The 24396-nt window shown below is 71.1% G+C and carries 19 protein-coding genes and 1 tRNA gene; 13 read left to right on the top strand and 7 right to left on the bottom strand.

Annotated elements, in window-relative coordinates; genetic code table 11:
- The first annotated feature begins 31 nt into the window (after positions 1 to 31).
- Positions 32 to 2266, top strand: coding sequence for a DNA polymerase III subunit gamma and tau (locus tag HD594_RS14870; protein WP_184751683.1), 2235 nt, complete (start codon positions 32 to 34; stop codon positions 2264 to 2266).
- 2 nt (positions 2267 to 2268) lie between these two features.
- Positions 2269 to 2862: a recombination mediator RecR gene (gene recR, locus HD594_RS14865; protein WP_184751682.1), complete on the top strand. Its 594-nt coding sequence runs from the start codon at positions 2269 to 2271 to the stop codon at positions 2860 to 2862.
- Positions 2863 to 2920: 58 nt separating this feature from the next.
- On the opposite strand, the gene HD594_RS14860 is transcribed toward recR, so the two are convergent.
- Positions 2921 to 4354: a threonine/serine exporter family protein gene (locus HD594_RS14860; RefSeq protein WP_184751681.1), complete on the bottom strand. Its 1434-nt coding sequence runs from the start codon at positions 4352 to 4354 to the stop codon at positions 2921 to 2923.
- A 193-nt stretch (positions 4355 to 4547) separates the two neighbouring features.
- On the opposite strand from HD594_RS14860, the gene HD594_RS14855 reads away from it, so the two are divergent.
- The 5 genes from HD594_RS14855 (at position 4548) to HD594_RS14835 (ending at position 11277) form a co-directional block, all read left to right on the top strand.
- Positions 4548 to 5834, top strand: a complete 1287-nt coding sequence (locus tag HD594_RS14855; RefSeq protein ID WP_184751680.1) for an aspartate kinase — start codon at positions 4548 to 4550, stop codon at positions 5832 to 5834.
- A 36-nt stretch (positions 5835 to 5870) separates the two neighbouring features.
- Positions 5871 to 6947 (top strand): aspartate-semialdehyde dehydrogenase, encoded by a 1077-nt coding sequence (locus HD594_RS14850; RefSeq protein ID WP_184751679.1) that lies wholly within the window; start codon positions 5871 to 5873, stop codon positions 6945 to 6947.
- Between the two features lie 76 nt (positions 6948 to 7023).
- A complete protein-coding gene (gene mqo, locus HD594_RS14845; protein WP_184751678.1) occupies positions 7024 to 8502 on the top strand; it encodes a malate dehydrogenase (quinone) in 1479 nt (492 codons plus the stop codon).
- 57 nt (positions 8503 to 8559) lie between these two features.
- Positions 8560 to 10563, top strand: coding sequence for a DUF2207 domain-containing protein (locus HD594_RS14840; protein ID WP_271171148.1), 2004 nt, complete (start codon positions 8560 to 8562; stop codon positions 10561 to 10563).
- A 60-nt stretch (positions 10564 to 10623) separates the two neighbouring features.
- Positions 10624 to 11277, top strand: a complete 654-nt coding sequence (locus HD594_RS14835; RefSeq protein WP_184751677.1) for a thymidine kinase — start codon at positions 10624 to 10626, stop codon at positions 11275 to 11277.
- 6 nt (positions 11278 to 11283) lie between these two features.
- Here the strand turns inward: HD594_RS14835 and HD594_RS14830 are convergent, their stop codons facing one another.
- On the bottom strand, positions 11284 to 12132 hold the full coding sequence (locus HD594_RS14830; protein WP_184751676.1) for a DUF1295 domain-containing protein: 849 nt from the start codon (positions 12130 to 12132) through the stop codon (positions 11284 to 11286).
- Positions 12133 to 12232: 100 nt separating this feature from the next.
- Between HD594_RS14830 and HD594_RS14825 the strand changes: the two genes are divergently transcribed.
- Positions 12233 to 12955, top strand: a complete 723-nt coding sequence (locus HD594_RS14825) for a FadR/GntR family transcriptional regulator (protein WP_184751675.1) — start codon at positions 12233 to 12235, stop codon at positions 12953 to 12955.
- A gap of 59 nt (positions 12956 to 13014) precedes the next feature.
- On the top strand, positions 13015 to 14295 hold the full coding sequence (locus tag HD594_RS14820) for an alpha-hydroxy acid oxidase (RefSeq protein ID WP_184751674.1): 1281 nt from the start codon (positions 13015 to 13017) through the stop codon (positions 14293 to 14295).
- Positions 14296 to 14318: 23 nt separating this feature from the next.
- Here the strand turns inward: HD594_RS14820 and HD594_RS14815 are convergent, their stop codons facing one another.
- The 4 genes from HD594_RS14815 to HD594_RS14800 all read right to left on the bottom strand — a co-directional run bounded on the left by HD594_RS14815 (position 14319) and on the right by HD594_RS14800 (position 18905).
- The gene (locus HD594_RS14815) at positions 14319 to 15083 is read right to left on the bottom strand and encodes an HAD-IIB family hydrolase (protein WP_184751673.1); all 765 of its coding nucleotides are present in this window, start codon (positions 15081 to 15083) and stop codon (positions 14319 to 14321) included.
- An 88-nt stretch (positions 15084 to 15171) separates the two neighbouring features.
- A tRNA-Pro gene (locus HD594_RS14810) sits at positions 15172 to 15245 on the bottom strand.
- Positions 15246 to 15315: 70 nt separating this feature from the next.
- A complete protein-coding gene (locus HD594_RS14805; RefSeq protein WP_184751672.1) occupies positions 15316 to 16245 on the bottom strand; it encodes a metallophosphoesterase in 930 nt (309 codons plus the stop codon).
- Positions 16245 to 18905: a transglycosylase domain-containing protein gene (locus HD594_RS14800; RefSeq protein ID WP_184751671.1), complete on the bottom strand. Its 2661-nt coding sequence runs from the start codon at positions 18903 to 18905 to the stop codon at positions 16245 to 16247. The genes HD594_RS14805 and HD594_RS14800 overlap by 1 nt, the downstream gene beginning before the upstream one ends.
- Before the next feature lie 109 nt (positions 18906 to 19014).
- On the opposite strand from HD594_RS14800, the gene HD594_RS14795 reads away from it, so the two are divergent.
- Together HD594_RS14795 and HD594_RS14790 are read left to right on the top strand one after the other, a co-directional pair.
- On the top strand, positions 19015 to 19230 hold the full coding sequence (locus HD594_RS14795) for a Sp36 family protein (protein WP_184751670.1): 216 nt from the start codon (positions 19015 to 19017) through the stop codon (positions 19228 to 19230).
- Position 19231: 1 nt separating this feature from the next.
- A complete protein-coding gene (locus HD594_RS14790; RefSeq protein WP_184751669.1) occupies positions 19232 to 19699 on the top strand; it encodes a RidA family protein in 468 nt (155 codons plus the stop codon).
- A gap of 61 nt (positions 19700 to 19760) precedes the next feature.
- Here the strand turns inward: HD594_RS14790 and acs are convergent, their stop codons facing one another.
- The gene (acs, locus tag HD594_RS14785) at positions 19761 to 21728 is read right to left on the bottom strand and encodes an acetate--CoA ligase (protein WP_184751668.1); all 1968 of its coding nucleotides are present in this window, start codon (positions 21726 to 21728) and stop codon (positions 19761 to 19763) included.
- Positions 21729 to 22155: 427 nt separating this feature from the next.
- Between acs and HD594_RS14780 the strand changes: the two genes are divergently transcribed.
- Together HD594_RS14780 and HD594_RS14775 are read left to right on the top strand one after the other, a co-directional pair.
- Positions 22156 to 23382 carry a TadA family conjugal transfer-associated ATPase gene (locus tag HD594_RS14780; protein ID WP_184751667.1) on the top strand — a complete coding sequence of 409 codons (1227 nt, stop codon included), beginning with the start codon at positions 22156 to 22158 and terminating at the stop codon, positions 23380 to 23382.
- Positions 23373 to 24329 carry a type II secretion system F family protein gene (locus HD594_RS14775; RefSeq protein WP_184751666.1) on the top strand — a complete coding sequence of 319 codons (957 nt, stop codon included), beginning with the start codon at positions 23373 to 23375 and terminating at the stop codon, positions 24327 to 24329. Before HD594_RS14780 ends, HD594_RS14775 begins: the two co-directional genes overlap by 10 nt.
- The last annotated feature ends 67 nt before the right edge of the window (positions 24330 to 24396 follow it).

Genomic DNA, 24396 nt, shown 5'->3' with positions numbered 1-24396 from the left:
GAATGTCGCAGGCACGCCGTAGGCTGGACGGGTGACCACCGCTCTGTACCGCCGCTACCGTCCGGAGACGTTCGGCGAGATGATCGGGCAGTCGCAGGTCACCGAGCCGCTCATGACCGCGCTGCGCGGCGACCGCGTCGGCCACGCGTACCTGTTCTCCGGCCCGCGCGGGTGCGGCAAGACCACGTCGGCGCGCATCCTCGCGCGCTGCCTGAACTGCGCCGAAGGCCCCACCGACACCCCGTGCGGCGTGTGCGAGAGCTGCGTCGAGCTGGGCCGCGGCGGGGGCGGGTCCCTCGACGTCGTCGAGATCGACGCGGCCAGCCACAACGGCGTCGACGATGCGCGCGACCTGCGCGAGCGCGCCGTGTTCGCGCCGGCCCGCGACCGGTACAAGATCTTCATCCTCGACGAGGCGCACATGGTCACACCGCAGGGCTTCAACGCCCTGCTCAAGCTCGTCGAAGAGCCGCCCGACCACGTCAAGTTCATCTTCGCGACCACCGAGCCCGAGAAGGTCATCGGCACGATCCGCTCGCGTACGCACCACTACCCGTTCCGCCTGGTGCCGCCCGCGGCGATGCTCGCGTACGTCGAAGAGCTGTGCGCGTCCGAGCACGTCACCATCGAGCCGGGCGTCCTGCCGCTGGTCGTGCGCGCCGGCGGCGGGTCACCACGTGACACGCTGTCGCTGCTCGACCAGCTCATCGCCGGGTCCGAGTCCACCGACTCCGGGGTCGTCGTGACGTACGAGCGCGCCGTCGCTCTGCTGGGCTACACCCACGCCGAGCTGCTCGACGAGGTCGTCGAGGCGTTCGCCGCGTCGGACGCCGCGGCGGCCTTCGCCGCGGTCGACCGCGTCGTGCAGACCGGGCAGGACCCGCGCCGCTTCGTCGACGACCTGCTCGAGCGCCTGCGCGACCTCATCATCGTCGCCGCCGCCGGACCCGAAGCGGCCTCGGTGCTGCGTGGGGCTTCGGCCGAGGACCTCGCGGTCATGGCGCGGCACGCGGCGTCGTTCGGCGCCGCCCGCCTCTCGCACACGGCCGACATCGTCATCGCGGCGCTCGACGAGATGACCGGGGCGACCTCGCCGCGCCTCCAGCTCGAGCTGATGGTCGCGCGCGTGCTCGCCCAGGGGTCGGCATCGCCCGCCTCGGCGCCTGCGCCCGCGGCGACCGCGGCATCGCCGGCCGCCGCACCGGTAGCGCCCGCGTCGGCGCAGTCGTCCCCGCCGTCCGAGACCCGGGCGCCCGAACGGCCGGTGCGCGAGCCCGCCACGACGGCGTCGGCCGCGTCCGGGTCCGCTGCGCCGACGTCCGCCGCGCCCACGTCGGCGCCGCGCGAGGCCGCGCCGCCCGAACCCCCCGAGGCCGAGGCTCCGCCGGTGCCGACCGGCCCGGTCACGCTCGCGGTCGTCGAAGAAGCGTGGCCGCGCGTCATGTCGCGCCTCGAGGGCACCAGCCGTGCGTCCTGGCTCATCGTCGCCTCGGCGCGCGTCGCCGGCTTCGACGACGACGTGCTGACCCTCGCGTTCGCGAGCCGCGGCGACGTCGCGAAGTTCAAGCAGCGCACCGCCGGCGCCGGCCCCAGCGAAGACCTGCGCACCGCGATCCAGGGCATCCTCGGCATCCGCGTGAAGTACCTCGCCAAGCACGAGGACGACCTGACGCCGCCGGCCGGCGGCGCACCCGCGGCGGCGGCGCCGGTGACACCTCCGAACGGCGGCCGGTCGGCTCCCGCCGGTGGGGCGGTGGCCTCCGCGCCCGAGCGCCCGGCTCCGACGGAGCCCGCGCCGGCAGGGAACGCGTCGGCTCGCCCGGCGCACGCCGGCCCGGCGAGCCCGCCACGGGCATCCGCGTCACCGTCGCAGGCAGCGCCCGTGACCGACTGGGCCGTCGCGCCGATTCCGGACGCGGCCGCGTCCGCGGCCTCCGGCGGTTCCGTCGCCCAGCTCGCCGTCGACGAAGAGCCCGAGGACGCCGAGTCGTCGGCATCCGCGCGCGTCGCGACGATGGCCCCCGCGGACGGCGCCGTGCTGCGACCCGCCGAGGCGGCGCCGCCCGCCTCGGCCGAGGACGATGACGAGCCCGAGATCGAGACCCCGGCCGCCGAGGCGCCGGTTCCGCCGGTGGTCGCGCCGCCGCTGGCGCCCGCCGGCCGGAGTGACGGGGTGGAGCGCTACGGAGAGGCGGTCGTGCGGCAGGTGCTCGGCGCGACCTTCGTGCGTGAAGAGCCGTACGACCCCCCGACCAGGTTCAGCTGACGATGTACGACGGCATCGTCCAAGACCTCATCGACGAATTCGGCCGCCTTCCCGGAATCGGGCCGAAGTCGGCGCAGCGCATCGCGTTCCACATCCTGCAGACGCCCAACTTCGACGTGTCGCGTCTGGCGGAGCTGCTCACGGACGTCCGCGACAAGGTGCGCTTCTGCGACGTCTGCGGCAACGTCAGCGAGCAGGAGCGCTGCTCGATCTGCCGGGACCCCCGCCGCAACCTCACGCTCATCTGCGTCGTCGAGGATGCCAAAGACGTGGCGGCGATCGAGCGCACCCGCGAGTTCCGCGGCCTGTATCACGTGCTCGGCGGCGCCATCAGCCCCATCGCCGGCATCGGCCCCGACGACCTGCGCATCACCCAGCTCATGCAGCGTCTCGCCGACGGCACCGTGCAGGAGGTCATCCTCGCCACCAATCCCAACCTCGAGGGAGAGGCGACGGCGACGTACCTCAGCCGCCTGCTGCAGACGATGCAGATCACCGTCACGCGGCTCGCCTCGGGGCTCCCCGTGGGCGGCGACCTGGAGTACGCCGACGAGGTGACCCTCGGCCGGGCGTTCGAAGGACGCCGGTCGGTCTGAGCCGCGACGTCGGCCCGCGCCGGTCGGCCGGGCGCGGGACTCAGTCCGGGTGTTCGGCTCAGCTGCGGCGCACGACGGCGCGTCCGGCGCCGCGCCAGCGGCCCACCCGCGCGCGGGACCGCTCGACGCTGCCGAGCGAGGTCCGCACCGGCTGCCCCAGGTAGATGCCCAGCGACGCCCCCACGGCGAGGCTGACGCCGATCGTCGTCGCGGTGGCAAGGGTTCCGAAGCCGGTGAGCAGCAGCGTGGGGGAGTCCGTCGCCTCCACGAGGCTCAGCAGGCCGCGGAAGACGGCCACGCCGGGCACCATCGGCAGGATCGCGGCGATCGTGATGGCGACCGACGGCACGTGCAGCCGGTAGGCGAGGACGATGCCGACGAAGCTGCCGGCGAACGCGCCCACGCCGCTGGCGGCGGCGGTCTCGAAGCCGATCGCCGACGCGGCGAGGAACCCGAGCCACGCGATCAGGCTGAGCACGGCGCTCACCAGGATGATGCGCGAACCCGCTCCGTTGATGATCGCGACCGCGGCGGCGATGAGCGCCGCGCCGAGGAACTGCAGCGGCACCGGACCGAACGGCAGCGTCTCGCTCGGCGGGTCGACGCCGAGCCCGAGGACACGGGCGGTCTCGAGCCCCGCGAGGATGCCGAGCACGACGCCCAGCGTCTGGGTCACCAGCTCGAGGATGCGGCCCATCGCCGTCAGCGCGAAGCCGTCGATGGCGTCCTGCGCCGCGCCCACCACCGTCAGGCCCGCGAGCATCAGCACGACGCCCGACGCGACGATCACCGAGGGACGGATGGACTCCGCCGCCTCCCATCCGGTCAGCGCGAGCACCGGCGCCACGGCGGCGACGAGGGTCAGCACGAACGCGCCCGCGATCTGGCTGAAGAAGAAGGGCACCCGCAGCCGCGCGAGCGCGAACTGGGTCAGTGCAGCCAGGGCCGCCGCCACGAACGCCAGCGCGAGCACGAGCCAGTTCAGCCCGAACATCACCGCGACCCCGACCGCCAGCAGCGCCTGGGCGCCGATCACGGCGATGGGGCGGTAGCGGAAGGGTGTTCGCCGGATCTGCCGGTACCGCTCGACGGCGGCATCCAGCCCCTCGCCCTTGCGCACAGCGGCGACGAGGGCCTGGAGCCGCTGCAGCTTCTCGTGATCGGGCACCGCCGCGCGCACCACCCGCATGAGGGTGATCGGCCGAGGAGCGCCGCTGCGGTGGTACGCCGCGGTGATCGAGTTGTACGTGACGTCGACGTGGACGGGGTCGAGACCGTACGCCCGGCCCACGCGCACGATGACCAGCGTGACCTCGCTCGCCGGTGCGCCTGTCACGAGCATGGTCTCTCCGATGCGAACCGCGAGGTCCAGGACACGCACAGCGAGGGCGTCGTCGATGACGGGGAGTGCCTCGGTGGCGTCCGAGACGACGATGTCGGTCTGGAAGAGCCCACGCAGCCACTCCCGGAACCCCCGACGCTGTGGCTGCATCCGTCTGCTCGCTTTCCGCCCGCCGCGCCGCGCGCGCCGCGCGTCACCTCGATGGTAGCGACGGGAACCGCGCTCCGACCGTCACATGGACGGGGCCGCATCGGGCGGGTCCGTAAGATGGTCCGGTGGGCGCGGCTTCCGCGTCCCGGCCTCATCAGCACCCGTGCCGTCCGGCACCTCAGGAGTTTTCATCGTGGCGCTCATCGTCCAGAAGTACGGCGGCTCGTCGGTCGCCGATGCCGAGAGCATCAAGCGCGTCGCCAAGCGCATCGTCGACACGCGCCGCGCCGGCCACGACGTCGTCGTGGCCGTGAGCGCCATGGGCGACACGACGGACGAACTGCTCGACCTCGCCGCGCAGGTCGCACCCATCCCGGCGCCCCGCGAGCTCGACATGCTGCTGTCCAGCGGCGAGCGGATCGCGATGGCGCTGCTGGCGATGGCCATCCACTCGATGGGCTTCGAGGCTCGCTCGTTCACCGGCAGCCAGGCCGGCATGATCACGACCGCCGACCACGGCTCGGCCCGCATCGTCGACGTCACCCCGGTGCGTCTGCGCGAAGCGCTCGACGACGGCGCGATCGTCATCGTCGCCGGCTTCCAGGGCTTCAACCGCGACACGCGTGACATCACGACGCTCGGTCGCGGCGGGTCGGACACGACCGCCGTCGCGCTCGCCGCGGCGCTCACCGCCGACGTCTGCGAGATCTACAGCGACGTCGACGGCATCTTCACCGCCGACCCCCGCGTCGTCCCCAAGGCGCGCAAGCTCGACCGCATCTCGAGCGAGGAGATGCTCGAGCTCGCCGCCAACGGCGCGAAGGTCCTCTACATCCGCGCCGTGGAGTACGCGCGCCGTCACGGCGTGCTCATCCACGCGCGTTCCACATTCAGCTCCGGCGTCGGCACGTGGGTGCTCGGCGCCGGCATGACCCTTCCCGAGGGCGAAGAGGGAGACGACATGGAAGAGCCGATCGTCGCGGGCGTCGCGACCGACCTCAGCCAGGCCAAGATCACGATCATCGGCGTCCCGGACGTCCCCGGCAAGGCCGCGGAGATCTTCAAGATCGTCGCGAAGTCCGGCGCCAACGTCGACATGATCGTCCAGAACGTCTCGGCCGCCGCGACCGGGCGCACCGACATCTCGTTCACGCTGCCCAAGACCGACGCCGCCACCGCGCTCAAGGCGCTCGCCGGCGACCAGGCCGAGGTGGGCTTCGAGAGCCTCGTCCACGACGACCAGATCGGCAAGCTGTCGGTCGTCGGCGCCGGCATGCGCACGCACTCGGGCGTCTCGGCGACCCTCTTCGAGGCGCTCAGCGTCGCCGGCATCAACATCGAGATGATCTCGACCTCCGAGATCCGCATCTCGGTCGTCGTGCGCGGCGACGACCTGGCCGAGGCCGCGCGCGTCGTGCACACCGCGTACGACCTGGACGGCGACGTGGACGCGACCGTCTACGCCGGCACCGGCCGCTAGAATCGGGCAACCCCCCACACTCTCCGAGGAACACCCATGACCCGCATCTCCGATTCCGGACTCTCCGTCGCCGTCGTCGGCGCCACCGGCCAGGTGGGCACCGTGATGCGCGAGATTCTCGCGGAGCGGTCGTTCCCGATCCGCGAGCTCCGCCTGTTCTCCACCGCGCGCTCGGCCGGCCGCGCCGTCCACTTCGGCGGCGCCACGATCATCGTCGAGGACGTCGCGACGGCGGATGCCGCAGGCATCGACATCGCGCTGTTCTCGGCCGGGGCCACGGGCTCGCGCGCGCACGCGCCGCGCTTCGCCGCGGCGGGCGCCGTCGTCATCGACAACTCCAGCGCATGGCGCATGGACCCCGAGGTGCCGTTGGTGGTCGCCGAGGTCAACCCGCACGCGATCGAGGACGCACCCAAGGGCATCATCGCGAACCCCAACTGCACCACGATGGCCGCGATGCCGGTGCTGAAGGTCCTCGACGCCGAGGCCGGCCTCGAGCGCCTCATCGTCAGCACCTATCAGGCCGTGTCGGGCTCCGGTCTCGCGGGCGCCCAGGAGCTGCTCGGCCAGGTCGAGGGCGTCCTCGCCCAGGGCGACACGCTGCGCCTGGTCCACGACGGCTCGGCGGTGGACTTCCCGCAGCCCGAGAAGTACGTCGCCCCCATCGCCTTCGACGTGATCCCGCTCGCGGGCTCCGTCGTCGACGACGGTCTGAACGAGACGGACGAGGAGAAGAAGCTCCGCAACGAGAGCCGCAAGATCCTCGAGCTGCCGGACCTGCGCGTCGCGGGCACCTGCGTGCGCGTCCCCGTCTTCACCGGCCACTCGCTCTCGATCAATGCCGAGTTCGCACGCGACATCACGCCCGAGCGCGCCCGCGAGATCCTCTCCGCCGCCCCCGGCGTCACCCTGGACGAGGTGCCGACGCCGCTGCAGGCCGCCGGCAAGGACCCGAGCTTCGTCGGCCGCATCCGCGCCGACCAGTCCGCCCCCGAGGGCAAGGGTCTGGCGCTGTTCATCGCGAACGACAACCTGCGCAAGGGCGCGGCCCTCAACGCCGTCCAGATCGCCGAGCTCGTCGCGGCGAAGCTCGGTCAGCCCGCGACCGCGTGATCGACGGATGCCGACACCCGCGGCATCCGAATCTATCTCGACGTCAAGAGACCCGAGGAAGGGCAATTAGACTGACATGGTGACTGAACCCGTGGACGTCGTGCTCATCGGCGGTGGCATCATGAGCGCCACCCTGGGCACCCTCATCAGCGAACTGCAGCCCGACTGGAAGATCCACGTCTACGAGCGCCTCAGCGACGTGGCGATGGAGTCCTCGAACGCGTGGAACAACGCCGGCACCGGCCACGCGGCCCTGTGCGAGCTGAACTACATGCCCGCGGGCCCCGACGGCGAGCTCGACCCCGCGAAGGCGATCTCGATCAACGAGCAGTTCCAGCAGTCGCGCCAGCTGTGGTCGACCCTGGTCGAGGAGGGCGTGCTCGACGCGCCGTCGACGTTCATCAACGCCACGCCGCACATGACCTTCGTCACGGGCGAGAAGGACGTGGCGTACCTCAAGAAGCGCTACGAGGTGCTCAAGCAGGAGCCCCTGTTCGCGGGCATCCAGTACAGCGAGGACTCCCGCGTCATCAACCAGTGGGCGCCGCTGCTCATGCAGAAGCGACGCAAGGCCGACCAGCCCTTCGCGGCGACCCGCGTGCCCGCCGGCACCGACGTCGACTTCGGCGCGCTCACGCGCCAGCTGTTCGCGAACCTGGAGGCCAAGGGCGCCGAGGTCGTCACGAACCGCGAGGTGCGGGGACTGAAGAAGCTCTCCGACGGCACGTGGAACGTGAAGTGGCGCGCCTCGGTGGGTCGCACCCCCGGCACGACCAACGCCCGCTTCGTGTTCGTCGGCGCGGGCGGCTGGGCCATCAAGCTGCTGCAGGCCTCGGGCATCCCCGAGATCTCGGGGTACGGCGTGTTCCCGATCGGCGGCCAGTGGCTGAAGACCTCGAACCCGGCGATCGTCTCGCAGCACAAGGCCAAGGTGTACTCGCAGGCATCGGTCGGCGCCCCGCCGATGTCGGTGCCGCACCTGGACACGCGCGTCGTGGACGGCGAGGCCTCGCTGCTGTTCGGCCCGTTCGCGACGTTCAGCCCCAAGTTCCTCAAGAACGGCTCGTGGTTCGACATCGTCTCGCAGGTGCGCTTCGGCAACATCTGGCCGATGCTCAAGGTCGCCATCGACAACCCGAGCCTCATCTCGTACCTCGTCGGCGAGCTGCTGAAGAACCACGCGAAGAAGGTCGACAGCCTCCGCACCTTCATGCCCACGGCGAAGGACTCCGACTGGGAGCTGCTCAACGCCGGCCAGCGCGCGCAGGTGATGAAGAAGGATCCCGACAAGGGCGGCGTGCTGCAGTTCGGCACCGAGGTCGTCACCGGCGAGGACGGGTCCATCGCGGGACTCCTCGGCGCATCGCCCGGCGCATCGACGGCCGTCTCGATCATGCTGAACGTGCTGAAGACCTGCTTCCCCGAGCAGATCGAGGGCTGGGAGCCCCGCCTGCGCGAGCTCATCCCGAGCTACGGCGAGACGCTCAACCCGCGCCCCGAGGTCGCCCAGGAGTCGCTCAGCGAGACCGCGGAGACGCTCGCGATCACCGCCTGAGGTGCGAGCCCGCCGCGACGCGTAGCCGTCGCGGAGCGCGCGCTCTATCCTGAGCGCGTGGGGAGGATCAGCGCCGTGCGTGCGGCGACGTCGGTCATCGCGCTGTGCGCTGCCATGGCGGCAGCGGCCGCGCCCGCCATCGCCGCCACGGATGCCGCCAGGGATGCCGTCACGGCGTCCGCCGGCGCTGTCGCCGCGCGGGCCCATACGGGCGTCGACGACTTCACGTTCGATTCGTTCGAGGCGGATTACTGGCTCGCGCCGGGAACCGGCGGGCGCAGCGAGCTGTTCACGACCGAGACCATCGTCGCGCGGTTCCCCGAGTTCGACCAGAACAAGGGCATCGTGCGGGCCCTGCCGCTGTCGGACTCGGGCATCGCGCACGAGACCACCGTCGTCGAGGTGACCGGCGCCGACGGAGCGCCGATCCCCTGGTGGCTCGAGTACGACGACGAGTTCGCCTACGTCCTCACCGGCGACGACACCTACGTGCACGGCGCGCAGACGTACGTCGTCTCGTATGCCATGAGCGACGTCGTGCTGCGGTATCCCGACACGGGGGCCGACGAGTTCTACTGGGACACCGTCGGCACCGACCACGCTCAGCCGTTCGACGTCGTGACCGTGCGCGTCCACGTCGCGGGCGACGCCGCGCACGGCCTTCTGGGAGAGCGGGCGTACTGCTACACCGGCGGTGCGGGCTCGACCGACGAATGCGAGATCGCCGGCCCGGAGCCCGACGACCCGTGGCCCGACCTTCCGTACTACTGGATGGTCGCCTCGGGCGCCGACGACCCGGCGCGCGACGCTGTCGTGTTCACCGCATCCGACGGCCCTCTCGGCGCTGACGAGAACGTCACCGTCGCGCTCGGATTCGCCGTCGGCACCTTCGCGGCGCTGACCCCGCCGCCTGAGCCGCCCTATCCGTGGTGGCAGTGGATCCTCCCCGGCATCGCCTTCCTCGCGGGGCCGGGCGCGCTGGTCTTCGTCCTCGCCGCCCGCGCGGTCCTGCGCCGCAACCCGGACCGGGCGCCCGTGATCGTGCAGTACGCGCCGCCCGTCGACGAATCGCCGACGCTGTCGGCGGGGGTGCTGGGCGTCCCCGACCGGGCTTTCGCGGCGCACGTGGTCGACCTCGCGGTGCGCGACGTGCTCGAGATCACGGCGGAGGGCGATCGGGCCGACCCCGACGACTTCGCCGTCGCGCTGCGCTCGAAGGAGGGGCTCGACGACGACGACCGCCGGCTGCTGAAAGTGCTGTACGGCAAGTCGCCGGCCGTCGGCGACAGCGTCGATCTCGGCGCGTTCTCGAGCGACCCGCCGATCCGCGCGGTCAGCTACGTCCGCCGCATCGAGAAGTCGGCCGTCAGCGACGGATACCGCGCCGAACGGCCGACGTGGATCGGCCGCATGCGCGGCGCGCTCGCGATCGGCGGGCTCGTCGCCGCGATCGCGCTCCTCGCCTTCGGCGAAGACCTGGACACGGTCACCGATGTCGCAGGCTGGGGGAGCAGCGTCTACGTCGCCGCCGTGATCAGCGGATTCGCCGCATTCTTCATCGTGCCGTTCGTGCCGGTCCCGGCGACGATGCTCACGCTGGCCGGCGGCCGCCACAAGACCTACCTCGAGGGCATCCGCACCTACCTCGAACTCGCGGAGGAGGAGCGCCTGGCGGCCGCTCAGACCCCGCGCACGGCGGACCTCGTGTCGTCGGGGCGCCGTCCCTACGGCGACGACCCCGGCGGGACGGGCGACCGTGTGGTGAATCTGTACGAGCGTCTGCTGCCCTACGCGGTGCTGTTCGGGATGCAGCGCGAGTGGCTGGAGGTGATCCGTCACGCCGGTCCGAGCGCCGTCACGGGCGACATGGCTCTGTCGTCCGCGCTGGACTCCGGGGCGCTCTCGGACGCGTCGCGATCGATCGGCCGCCTCGCGATCACACCGGTCTCGAGCGGCTCGTCGCGGTCCTCGGGCTCGTTCTCCGGCGGCTTCTCGTCGTCGGGCGGGTCCTCCGGAGGGGGGTTCTCCGGCGGAGGTGGCGGTGGCTTCGGCGGGCGGTAGCCGACCGCGGCGCCGCCGACACCCGTGAGCCGCGGACGGAGAAGTCCGTAGACTCCTCGGGTGGCCAAACTGTACTTCCGCTACGGAGCGATGAACTCCGGCAAGTCGACATCGCTCCTCCAGGCCGCATTCAACTACGAGGAGCGCGGCCAGCACGTGCTGCTGGCCAAGCCCGAGATCGACACCAAGGGCGCCGACCAGATCGACAGCCGGCTGGGCGTCAAGCGCAAGGTCGACTTCCTCATCGCGCCCGAGGACGACCTGCGGGCGCTCTTCGGCCACCACCGCGCGCTGCTGCGCCTGCGCGGCGAGGACGCGCTCATCCCCGAGTCCACCGCCACGGGGGAGTCGCCCGACGTCGCGTGCCTGCTGATCGACGAGGCCCAGTTCCTCACGCGCGCGCAGGTCGACGACCTGATGCGGATCGTCGTCCTCGACGGCGTGCCCGTGCTCGCCTACGGCATCCGCACCGACTTCCAGACGCAGGCCTTTCCGGGCTCCCGGCGGCTGCTGGAGCTCGCCCACAGCCTCGAGGAGCTCAAGACCATCTGCCGCTGCGGACGAAAGGCCCTCTTCAACGCACGACTCGTCGGCGGCCGGTTCGTGTTCGACGGCGACCAGGTCGCGATCGACGAGCTCAGCAGCGACCGCGTGACGTACGAGTCGATGTGCGCCGAGTGCTACCTGCGCGAGTCGGGCGGGCGCCTGGGCTGACCGGCGTCACGTCCCGGGCACGACGTCCCGCGCCCGCCGGCGGGGCGGCCACGGGATGAGCATCGACGTGGTCCGCTGATACTCCGCATAGGCGGGGTACTTGGCGGCCGAGATCGACTCGGTGAACACCGTCGAGCCGATGAACAGGGCCGTCAGCAGCACAGCGCCGGCGATCGATGCGTTGAGCACACCGCCCCACAGCCCGAGGCCCGAAGCGGTCGCCGCCGTCGCTCCCATCGCGTAGAAGGTCCACCACTGCGCCTGCTCGAAGAAGAAGTTCGGATGCCGGCTCCACGCGAACAGCCCGGTCGTGACGAACCCGGGCTCCAGCACGCCCCCTGAGGCGCTCTTGGCCCGCTGGAAGTCCCACTGCTGCTGGTCCGCGACGAACTCGCCGACGAGGAAGCCGGCGAACAGCACGGCGAACACGCCGTCCCACGCGGTGAGGGGGGCCGGATGCTCGAACGCGACCCGGGCCGGAAGCGCGATCAGCACGAGCAGGGTCATCTGGAATCCGACGATGAAGAGCAGGTTGAAGACCTGGAACGCCGCCGCCGGCATCCGCCCGCGAAGCACAGCCCAGCGGTAGTCCTCCATTCCGGAGTAGCCGCCCTTGCGTGCGAAGTTGAAGGTCAGGCGTGCGCCCCACGCGGTCACGAGCACGGCCATGAGAACCAGGCGCGCGGCATCCGCCCCCGAGGTCAGACCCGCGATCGCGAACACCCACACGTAGACGACGGGAACGATCGACCACAGCCGGTCGACCCACGACGTGTCCTTCGTCGCGAGCGACGCGATCCAGCAGAAGGCGCTCGCGGCGGCGGCGATGCCCATGACGATCAGAAGGGGGTCCACCCTGCCAGCGTAGGGCGACCGCATCCGACTCCCGGCGACACACGCGGTTGATCTGGTCTGACCACATGTGATAATCGTGGTCTGACCATTGAGGAGAGCAATGACCGCATCCGCTGCCCGCGCACCGCGCGCCTGGCAGACGGTCCTGGAGAAGATCGAGGGTGACCTTCTCGAGGGCCGACTCGCCCCCGGCGACCGCCTGCCCGGTGAACGAGACCTGTCCGCATCCCTCGGCGTCGGACGCTCGAGCGTCCGCGAGGCGCTGCGCGTCCTCGAGGTGATGGGCCTCATCCGCACCGCCACCGGCTCGGGGCCCAACGCCGGCGCCATCATCATCGCCACCCCCGGAGGAGGCATGTCGGCGCTGCTGCGCCTGCAGGTCGCCGCGCAGGGGTTCCCGCTCGACGACGTCGTGCGCACACGACTCGTGCTCGAATCCGCCGTCGTCGAGGCGCTCGCCGCCGACCCCGGGCGCTCCATCGAGGACGTCCACGCGATGCTCCACGCCATGGAGGCCGACGACCTCGCGCCCGACGAGTTCCTCGCCCTCGACGCCCAGCTGCACCTCGCGCTCGCCGAGGCATCCGGCAACGTCGTCATCACCGCGATGATGGCGGGCCTGCGCGACGCGATCGAGGGCTACGTGCGCTCCGGCGCCGAGCGCTTCGCCGACTGGGATGCCGAGGCCGCGCGCCTCCGCGCCGAGCACGGCGCGATCCTCGACGCGATCGAGACCGGCGACAGCGCCCTCGCCGCCAAGCTCATCCGAGACCACATCACCGGCTACTACGCCGAGGCGGGCCTGGCCCGCTCGCACGGCTGACACGCCGAGACAGCCCCACCGCACCCGACACGCCCCGAAAGCCATCCGAAAGGCACTGTATGGTCACCCGTCAGATCCCGAACCCGATCGAGCTGCTCGAACTCATGCAGTTCAAGAAGCCCGAGCTCAACGGCCGCAAGCGCCGCCTCGACTCCGCCCTCACGGTCTACGACCTGCGCACGATCGCGAAGCGCCGGACGCCCAAGGCGGCGTTCGACTACACCGACGGCGCCGCCGAGGGCGAGCTGTCGCTGGACCGCGCGCGCCGTGCGTTCGAGGACATCGAGTTCCACCCCGGCATCCTCAAGCCCGCCCCCTCCGTCGACACGTCGGTGCAGATCCTCGGCGGATCCTCCGCGCTGCCCTTCGGCATCGCACCCACGGGCTTCACGCGCCTCATGCAGACCGAGGGCGAGGTCGCGGGCGCCTCGGCGGCCGGCGCCGCCGGCATCCCGTTCACGCTGTCGACGCTCGGCACCACCTCCATCGAGGGCGTCAAGGCGGCGAACCCGCACGGGCGCAACTGGTTCCAGCTGTACGTCATGAAGGATCGCGAGATCTCGTACGGCCTCGCCCGCCGCGCGGCCGAGGCCGGGTTCGACACGCTCATGTTCACCGTCGACACGCCCGTCGCCGGAGCGCGCCTGCGCGACAAGCGCAACGGCTTCTCGATCCCGCCGCAGCTGACCCTCGGCACGATCATCAACGCGATCCCGCGCCCGTGGTGGTGGTTCGACTTCCTCACCACGCCCAAGCTCGAGTTCGCGTCGCTGTCGTCCACCGGCGGCACCGTCGGCGAGCTGCTGGACGCCGCCATGGACCCGACGATCTCGTACGAGGACCTCGCGGTCATCCGCGACATCTGGCCCGGCAAGATCGTCGTCAAGGGCGTGCAGAACGTCGAGGACTCCAAGAAGCTCGTCGACCTCGGCGTCGACGGCATCGTGCTGTCCAACCACGGCGGGCGCCAGCTCGACCGCGCGCCCATCCCCTTCCACCTGCTGCCGAAGGTCGTGCGCGAGGTCGGCAAGGACGCCACCGTCATGATCGACACCGGCATCATGAACGGCGCGGACATCGTCGCGTCGATGGCGCTTGGCGCGAAGTTCACGCTCGTCGGCCGCGCGTACCTGTACGGCCTCATGGCCGGCGGCCGCGAGGGCGTGGATCGCATGATCGAGATCCTCCGCAGCGAGATCGAGCGCACGATGAAGCTGCTGGGCGTGGCGAGCATCGAGGAGCTCCAGCCCAAGCACGTCACGCAGCTGCAGCGTCTCACGCCGATGGCGCAGCCCGCTCGCCGCGCACCCGCGCGCACGAAGGCCCCCGCGAAGGCCTGAGGCGCTTCGTCTCGAGGGCCTGGTCAGAGCGTGGGGATCAGGCCCTCGAGGAACACCGCGGTGTCCTCCCAGCCGTCCACGGCCTGGCAGCGCACGCCCATCGCGAGCACCGGGTAGTCATTGCCGTCGGGGTCGAGGCGGTCGCCGACGAAGAGCATGGCGTCGAGGTCGATGCCGGTCTGCTCGGCGAGCTGACGCATCCCGTACGCCTTGTCGATGCCCCGATGCGTGATGTCGACGGACGTGGAGCCGCCCGAGCGCACCTCGAGATCCGGCAGACGGCCCGCGACGGCCGCGCGGAGATCGTTCTTCTTCGCGCCGGTCGGGTCCCACGCCTTCTTCGCCTCGAGCGGCGCGCGCTGACCGAGCGCCGAGAACGTGATCTGCGACCCTCGGTCTTCGAGGATGTCGCCCCAGGTCTCGCTCTCCCAGTAGCCGAGGCGGCGGGCCTCGTCCTCGACCGCGGCGAGGGCGCGGTCGCGCTGGTCGGGCGTGAGGGAGTGCGCGTACACGGTGTCGACGCCGCCCTCGGCCAGACGGTAGTACTGTGTGCCGCACGTGGGCAGCAGGTGGACGCGCGCGAGGATCTCGGGAGAGCTCTCGGGCAGACGGTCCACGACCTGCATCGTGAACTGCGCGAGCTGGCCGCCAGAGATGATGGCGACCTCGACGCGCTCCGCGAGGGCGATCAGCAGGTCGCCGATGCGTGGGTCGATCGCGCTCTTGGACGGCGCGAGGGTGTCGTCCAGATCGAAGGCGACGAGGCGGATCGCGGTGCTGTCGGTCACGGTGGTCCTCCGTTGTCCGGGCGACGTTTCGGCGGCGATCAACGGTGATCTGCGAGAGGCTCCGCCTTGCGGCGGAGCCTCTCTGTTGTCGGGGTGACAGGATTTGAACCTGCGGCCTCTTCGTCCCGAACGAAGCGCGCTACCAAGCTGCGCCACACCCCGGTGGCAACCCGAAGAGTCTACCTGATTCCGCTCGGTGCACCGAATCGACAGACGTGCCGGGCGTGCCCGATCACGCCGGCAGCAGCGTGATCAGCGACGCCTCGGGCCGGCATCCGAATCGCACCGGTGCGTAGATGGAGTGGCCCAGTCCCGCGCTGACGTTGAGCGCGGCGGTGCGCCCGTCGTGCGTCCAGGCACTCAGCCCGCGCGCCTGGTCGAGCGGGATGTCGCAGTTCGCCACGAGTGCGGAACGGGACCCCGGGATGCGGACCTGCCCGCCGTGGGTGTGCCCGGCGAAGATGACGTCGGCGCCCAGATCCGTGAACTCGTCGAGCACGCGCCGGTACGGGGCGTGCGTGACCCCGAGCGTGAGTGCGGCCGTGCTGCCCGACCTCATGGCCGCGACAGGGTCCGGCAGGAGGTCCAGGCGGTCCCAGCCGCGATGCGCGTCGCTGATGCCGAACAGGTCGAACCTCACGCCCGCGGCCTCCAGCGAGCCGACGGCGTTGTTCAGCGACAGCCAGCCGAGCTCGTCTCCCAGATAGGCGTCCAGGGCTCCGGTGTCGAGGGGCTCCGCCGAAGAGACCTGCTTCGAGGGCCCCGAGAAGTACATCAGCGGATTGCGCGGCGACGGGGAGGCGTGGTCGTTTGACCCGTGGACGAACGCGCCGGGGATGCCGCGCAGCGGCGCGAACGCCTCACGCAGCCCCTCGAGGCCCCGTTCGTGTCCGAGGTTGTCGCCCGTGTTGATCACGAGGTCGGGCCGGAGGGCGGCCAGACCCGCGATCCAGCGCTGCTTGCGGTGCTGCCACGGCGCCATGTGGGCGTCCGAGACGTGCAGCACCCGCACCGGCTGCGAGCCCGGGGGCAGCATCCGCAGGGCATGGTGCCGGACCGTGAAGAGGTAGCGCTCGATCCCGACGCCCCAGATCGCGGCTCCAGCGCCGACCGCCCCCACCGTGCCGAGCACGGTGAGGGCGGCGCGCGCAGCGCTCGGCATCAGTCGTTGCCGCTGCCGTTGTTGCCCGGTCCGCCGACGTTGCCGCCGGAGTCGCCTCCGGTGTCGAACCCGCAGCTGAACAGGGAGTAGTTGACGGTGATCTGCGAATTGCGGTTGAGCACGGTGCCGGCGCTCGGGTTCGTGCCGGTGACCGTCCCCTGCGCGTCCGCGCTCTGGTCCTCCGTGCAGGAGCCCTCCTGCACATTGCCGAACCCGGCCCGCCGCAGCTTGTTCATCGCCTGGTCGAGGCGGTCCCCGACGACGTTGGGAACCTCGATGCCCTGCCCGTTGGAGGGACGCAGCGTCACGGTCGTGCCGCCCGCGACCTGACCGGCGCCGGGATCCTGCGACGCGACGGTGCCCTCCTTCTGGGACGAGTCGATCGCGTCGCCGACCCTGACGGTGAAGCCCGCCTCGGTGAGGATCTCGGTGGCGTCGTCGATGCTCTTGCCGACCACGTTGGGCAGTTCCGTGAGCACCTGGCGCGTCAGCGTGCTGTCGGGGCTCGGGAACGCCTCACCGCCCCACATCTCATTCGCCTTGGCCTGGACCTCGCGTCCGATGTAGTAGCGCAGATCAGACAGCTTCAGGCCCGCATCCGTCCACGTCTGGAACAGGTCGATGTTCCCCTTGGGGTTTCCCACCCACGTCGCCGTGGCGACCTTGGTGCTGGCCTCCATGAGCCAGGTCTGCTTCGACTCATGCGTACCGGTCTTGCCGAGCACGGGCACGGAGTCGTACGGCTTGCCGGCCGCTCCGGTTCCGCCGTTCATCACGCCCTGCAGAGCGTAGGCGGCGGTGGCCGCGACCTCGGGCTCGAGCACCTGGCTGCAGTCGCGCTCGGGGAGCGTCCACTCGTTGCCCTCGGAGTCGGTGACCTTGTCGATCGCCCGCGGCTCGCAGTAGACGCCGTCGTTCGCGACGGTGGCGTAGGCGGCGGCCATCGCCAGCGGCGAGATGTTGTTGGTGCCGATGATCGACGACAGGGTGGTCATCGACACCTCTTCGCCGTTGCCTCGCGTGACGCCCATCTTCGTCGCGACCTTCTGGATGTCGCACAGGTCGAGCTGTTCGGCCATCGCGAAGTAGCCGGTGTTCAGCGAGTCGCGCGTGAACGACATCGGCGTGCCGACGTAACCGGGGGCCTTGCCGAAGTTGTTCACGAGTTCGCCGGAGTAGTTGACCCAGTCGCCGTCGCAGGAGTTGGTGATCCGCTCGAACACCCTCAGCGTGCCGTTGAGCACCTCGTTGACGGAGTGGCCCTTCTCGAGCCAGTCGAGCAGCGTGAACAGCTTGAACGTCGAACCGGCCTCGAAGCCCTCGGACTGACCGAACTGCGCATCGCCGGCGTAGACGATCGACGAGTAGTTGACGTTGTCGCTGTTCGATTCGTTGAACTTCGTGTTCTGCGTGATCGAGAGGATGCGACCCGTGTCGGCCTCGACGCTCACCGTGGACGCGCCGAATGCCGTCTTGTTGACCGAGGTGGGCGCGTAGTTCTTCACCGACGCCTGCGCCGACTTCTGCAGCTCCCAGTTCAGGGTCGTGTAGACGTTCAGACCGCCGCGGCGCAGCGCCTCGGTGCGCTCCTCGGGAGTCGTGCCGAAGGCGTCGTCGCGCTCGATGACGTAGCGCACGTACTGGCAGAAGTACTCCGCTCCGGTCGCCGCCGCACATCCCGTCTTGGGCTGCGTGATGTCGGGCTCGATGGGAGCGTCGTAGGCCTCGTCGAACTGCTCCTGCGTGATCTTGCCGTCCTCGAGCATGCGACCCAGCACGTACTGCTGGCGCTGCTTGGTCAGCTTGTAGCCGTCCTCGGCGCTGTTGACGCCGTTGCCGTCGGCATCCGTGATCGAGCCGCCCTCGAGGTCGATGCGGTAGGTGTTCGGGTTCTGCACGATGCCGGCGAGCGTCGCGGCCTGGCCGACGTCGAGCTTCGCGGCGGAGACGCCGAAGTAGTACTGCGCCGCGGCGTCGATGCCGTAGGTCGTGCCGCCGAAGTTGGCGATGTTCAGGTACCCGAGGAGGATCTCGTCCTTCGAGTACTTCTGCTCGAGGGCGATGGCGTAGCGCATCTCCTGGAGCTTGCGCTGGATGCCCTCGCTGCCATCGGAGCGCGTCGCCTCGAACCAGCACGCGTAGCGCTCCTCTTCGGCCGAGGTGGTCTCGGTGGCCGTGGCCTCGGCCTCGCAGCGCTGCACGAGGATGTTCTTGACGTACTGCTGGCTGATCGACGAGCCACCCTGGGTCTCGCCGCCGCCGCGCAGGTTGCTCAGCATGGCACGCGTCGTGCCGATCAGGTCCACGCCGCCGTGCTCGTAGTAGCGCGGGTCCTCACTGGAGAGGATCGCGTCGTACATGACCGGTGCGATCTCGTCGTACTCCACGGGCGACCGGTTCTGGTCGTAGAACTGGGTCAGCTCCTTCCAGTCGCCCTTGCTGTTCTTGGCGTAGATGGTGGTCGGGAGCATGAGCTTCTCGATGTCGAGCACGCTCGGCAGGTTGTCGAACATCGTGATGGCGCTCGACGCCGCGGCGCCGGTGACGGCGATGGCGGGCGTGACGGTGGCGCTGATGAGGACACCGGCGACGGCGCTGAGGCCAACGAGGCCGGCGAGTCCGCCGAGCACGCCGCTGGCCGTGCGTTTCGTATCGGGCATAGGCTTGATCGTAGGGGACGACCCTGGGTGAACCCCTGACGGCGGCCCTGCCGATGAGAGCATTCTCAGCCTGTTCCCACCCCTTCCCGCCCTACTCCGAGGAGCCTCGATGACGACGTGGGAGTACCTCACCACGCCCCTTCTGATCCACAACACCGCCGCCATCCTCAACAACTGGGGAAAGCAGGGCTGGGAGCTCGTCCAGGTCGTGCCCGGCCCGGAGGGCGGACTGGTCGCGTACTTCAAGCGTCCGACGGGCGGCGGCACCGCCAACGCCGGACTGGGCGCCGCGGCCGAGGCCGCCAAGCAGTTCGAAGGGAACTGACATGACCCTCTCGCAGCGTCTGGCCGAACTCGGCATCGATCTTCCCGACGTCGTCCCGCCCGTCGCGGCCTACATCCCCGCGAAGGTGCACGGCGACCTGGTCTACACGTCCGGACAGCTGCCGATGGTCGCGGGCGCGCTGCCGGCCACCGGCAAGGTCGGCGACGGCCATGGCCTCGTGCCCGCATCCGACGCCAAGGAGTACGCGCGTCAGTCCGCCCTCAACGCGATCGCGGCCGCCGCCGCGGCCGTCGGGGGAGTGGACCAGCTCACCGGCGTCGTCAAGGTCGTCGGCTTCGTGTCGTCGGTGCCGGAGTTCACCGGTCAGCCCGGCGTCATCAACGGCGCCAGCGAGGTGCTGGGCGAGATCTTCGGAGAAGCCGGACGTCACGCGCGCTCGGCGGTCGGCGTCCCGGTGCTGCCGCTGGACAGCCCCGTCGAGGTCGAGGTCGTCTTCAGCCTCTCCTGACGCTGAGAAGCGGATGCCGCCGGCCGCGGCATCCGCTTCTCGTGTCTTCGCGCGGCGCCGCCTACTTCACCTGCGCCGAGATGACGCTCATCACCGCGGTGTCGGCGAGGGTCGTGGTGTCGCCGACCTCGCGGCCCTCGGCGACGTCGCGCAGCAGGCGCCGCATGATCTTGCCCGAGCGGGTCTTGGGCAGCTCGCTGACGATGTAGATGTCGCGCGGGCGGGCGATGGGGCCGATCTGCTCGCCGACCCACGACCGCAGCTGCGCCGCGAGGCCGTCGGGGGTGTGGGCCTTGAGGAAGCTCTCCTTCAGGATCACGAACGCCACCACGGCCTGCCCGGTGGTCTCATCGGAGGCGCCCACCACCGCGGCCTCGGCCGTGGCCTCGTGCGCGACGAGCGACGACTCGATCTCGGCGGTCGACAGGCGGTGGCCCGACACGTTCATGACGTCGTCGACGCGGCCCATGAGCCACACGTCGCCGTCCTCGTCGAGGCGCGCGCCGTCGCCGGCGAAGTAGAAGCCCTTGTCGGCGAACTTCTCCCAGTACGTCTCGACGAACCGCTCGGGGTCGCCCCAGATGCCGCGCAGCATGCTCGGCCACGGTTCGGTGATCACGAGGAGCCCGCCGTTGCCGGTGCCGACGTGCTCGCCGGCTTCATCGACGACGTCGACCGAGATGCCGGGCACGGCGACCTGTGCGGCGCCGGGCTTGGTGACCGTGACGCCCGGCAGCGCCGAGATCATGATGGCGCCCGTCTCGGTCTGCCACCACGTGTCGACGATCGGCGCGCGGTCCTCGCCGATGACGTCGCGGTACCAGACCCACGCCTCGGGGTTGATCGGCTCGCCCACCGAGCCCAGCACACGCACGCTCGACAGGTCGAAGGACTGCGGGATCTGCCGCCCGAGCTTCATGAACGAGCGGATGGCGGTCGGTGCGGTGTAGAAGACGCTCACGCCGTACTTCTCGATGACCTCCCACCACCGGCCCGGGTGGGGGGTCTCGGGCGTGCCCTCGTACAGCACCTGGGTCGCGCCGTTGGCGAGCGGGCCGTAGGTGACGTAGGAGTGGCCGGTGATCCAGCCGATGTCGGCCGTGCACCAGTAGACGTCGGTCTCGGGGTGGATGTCGTGCACGACGCGGTTCGTGAACGTCGCCTGCGTCAGGTAGCCCCCGGAGGTGTGGAGGATGCCCTTGGGCTTCCCGGTCGTGCCCGATGTGTAGAGGATGAACAGCGGGTTCTCGGCCGGGAACGGCTGCGCGGTGTGGTCGGCGGATGCCGCGGGCACGACGTCGTGCCACCACAGGTCGCGTCCCTCGACCCACGCGACCTCGTTCTCGCCGCGCTTGACGACGATGACGTGCTCGACCGACTCCTGCGGCCCGCTCCCGCGGTCGGCGAGCGCCTGGTCGACGGCGGGCTTGAGCGGCGAGACCTTGCCCTTGCGCCAGCCGCCGTCGGCGGTGATCACCAGGCGTGCCCCGGCGTCATCGATGCGCGCCCGCAGCGAGTCGGCCGAGAAGCCGCCGAAGACGACCGAGTGGATCGCCCCGACGCGCGCGACGGCGAGCATCGCGGCGACGGCCTCGGGGATCATCGGCATGTAGATCGCGACACGGTCGCCGTGGCCGATGCCCAGGCCCTCCAGCACGTTCGCGAGGCGCTTGACCTCGTCGGTGAGCTCGGCGTAGGTGACGCGGCGATCGTCGCCGGGCTCGCCCTCCCACAGCAGCGCGACGCGGTCGCCGTTGCCCGCCTCGACGTGACGGTCGAGGCAGTTGTACGAGACGTTGAGCTCGCCGTCGGCGAACCACTGCGCGAACGGCGGGTTCGACCAGTCGAGCACCTCGGTGAACGGCTTGTGCCAGTGCAGCAGCTCGCGGGCCTGCTCGGCCCAGAATCCTTCGCGGTCGACCTTGGCGCGGTCGTACAGATCGGCGCCGGCGACGGCCTGCGCGACGAACTCCCTGCTGGGGGCGAAGTGCCGGGTCTCGTTCAGAAGGTGGTCGATCTGGCTGCTCATGCGGCGCGCTCCTTTGCGTGCAGACGTGAAGCCGACGTTCGGCGGGGTCTGACATGCGAGGGTACCGAGGCCCTCGAGGGGACACTACCTCCGATAGTGGGGATTGTGCGCTCGGTCCAAGTGAGCGATATATCAGTTGCGGAAGGCGCTTTCTGTTTGTTTCCGCGACGGATCCTCGCCTATGCTCGTGAGCGGCCGAACATTCGATTCTGGCATTGCGGCACCCGAGTCACCCCCCGAAGTGCGGTGCCGCGCGTGGCGGCATCCCATTCCCCCCATGGGATGCCGCCCCTTACTTTTTCCGGACCGGTTCCAACAATCGGGTCCGCGGGCTCGGGTCTCCTCCCCAAGCGCCCCGCTCGGTCGCCCTGTCCACGGATGCCGACCCCGCCCGGACACGCACCTCGCCGGCTCGTAGCTTCGGGGCATGCCCGAAGCCTTCGTCGTCCGGCCGCGAGTCGTCACCACGTCGATCGTGGCCCGTGCCGACGCCGAGATCTCGGCTCGCGCGGAGGCAAGCGCCGGGGCCGAATCGGTCTTGCGCGCCTTGCCGATCGGCGGTGCCGAGCCGTTCGCCCGGGTCGAGTCGATCGCGAGCATCGACCCGCGGCCTCCCGCGTCGAATCCCGCGCCGATTCCCACGGCAGCCCGCTGGTGTCCCACGCCGCGGACGTCGGGATCACCGCCGTCGTCGCCGCCGGACCCCGACGAGACCCGACCTCGTCCGGCAGCACTCGCGCCCTTCGCAGCGCACCTGGACGACCCCGAGGTGTCGGACCTGTTCATCAACGGGTCGCGAGGGCTGTTCGTCGACCGCGGACGCGGCGCCGAGCACGTGCCGCGATTCGCGGCGGACGAATCCGAGGTGCGCGACCTCGCCGTCGCCCTCATCGGGCTCGGAGGACGGCACATCGACGATGCGTCGCCCGCCGTGGACGTCCGCCTCGACGGGGGTCTGCGCGTGCACGCGGTGCTTCCGCCGGTCTCGGTGGACGGCACCGCCATCTCCATCCGCGTCCCGCGCCTGGCGCGTCCGACGCTCGAGCACCTCGAGGGCCGGGGGATGTACGACGCCGAGACGCGCGCGGCGCTCGAGGGCATCGTCGCGCGTCGCGACAACGTGCTCGTCAGCGGACCCGCGGGCGCCGGCAAGACGACGCTCCTGGCGGCGATGCTCTCCCACGCGGCCGAGCACGAGCGGATCATCACGGTCGAGGACGTGGCCGAGCTGCAGCCGCGGCATCCGCACCACGTCCGTCTCGAGGCGCGCCAGGCGAACCTCGAGGGCGCGGGCGCGGTCGAGCTCTCCCGTCTCGTGCGCGAGGCGCTGCGCATGCGTCCCGACCGGCTCGTCGTGGGCGAGTGCCGTGGCGCCGAGATCCGCGACCTGCTCGCCGCCCTCAACACCGGTCACGACGGCGGCGGCGGAACGATCCACGCGAACGGCCTCGACGACGTGCCCGCCCGCCTCGAGACACTCGGCGCTCTCGCAGGTCTCGACGACCGGGCGATCGCCCGTCAGGCCGCGAGCGCCGTCGACGTCGTCATCCACGTGGACCGGGACGCCGACGGCCGCCGCCGCGTCGCGCGGATGGGCAGGCCCGTCGTCGGCGCCGACGGCCGCCTCGGGATCGAGGAGGCGTCGTGCACCTGAGACGGCGGGTCGAATCCCGCGACGACGACGCCGCGGTCGCGGCCGACACGGCGCTGCGGCTGGCGGTGCTGCTGCAGGCGGGCATCGCCCCGGCGCGCGCCTGGGAGCACCTCGCCGACCTCGGCGATGCGATCGCCGCGAGGGTGCGCGACGGCGTCGCGGCGGGCCTCGCGCCCGCCGACGCGATCGCCCGGGCGGGCGGTGTGTCGGCCGACCGGGTCCGCGACGACTCCGTGAGCGCGTGGCGCGACGTCGCCGCGGCCTGGCGCGTGGCCACGACGGTGGGCGCGCCGCTGGCCGAGAGCCTGCGCGCCATCGCCGCCGCTCTGCGCGACACGCAGGAGGCCCGGGATGAGGTGCGCGTCGCCCTCGCAGAGCCCGCCGCGACGGCACGGCTGATGTCGTGGCTGCCTCTGATCGGCGCCGGTCTCGGGCTCGCGCTGGGGTTCGACACGCTCGCGGTGCTCGCCACCACGCCCGCGGGCGCCGCATGCCTCGTCGCGGGGGTGGCGCTCATGGCCATCGCGCGCCGGTGGACGGCCGCGATGGTGGCGCGCGCACGCGCTTCGGCGACGGTGCCCGGGCTCGGCGCGGAGGTGCTCGCGATCGCGCTCAGCGCCGGCGCCTCGATCGAGCGGGCCCGGACGCTCGCAGCCGAATCCCTCGGCCCCGGCCCCGGCCCCGCGGAGCATCAGCGGGCCGTGCTCGACCTGTCGGCCCGTGCCGGTGTGCCCGCCGTCGAGCTGCTGCGCGCGTCGGCCTCACTCGAACGCCACCGCGCCCGCACCGATGCGCGGCTGCGGGCGGGCCGGCTCGCGACGGGTCTGCTCGCCCCGCTCGGGGTGTGCACGCTGCCGGCGTTCCTCCTGCTCGGCGTCGCGCCCCTGCTGCTGAGCGTCATGGGGGCCGTCGGCCTGCCGCCGGGGCTCGACGAGGCGGTGCCATGACGGTGCCGGACCTCCTGCCTCCCTGCGCGCCCCTCGAACGTGCCCGAACGACCGAATCACCCAGAAC

This window comes from Microbacterium thalassium, assembly GCF_014208045.1.
Classification (GTDB): Bacteria; Actinomycetota; Actinomycetes; order Actinomycetales; family Microbacteriaceae; genus Microbacterium; species Microbacterium thalassium.
This window is presented reverse-complemented; position numbering and strand designations above follow the sequence as displayed.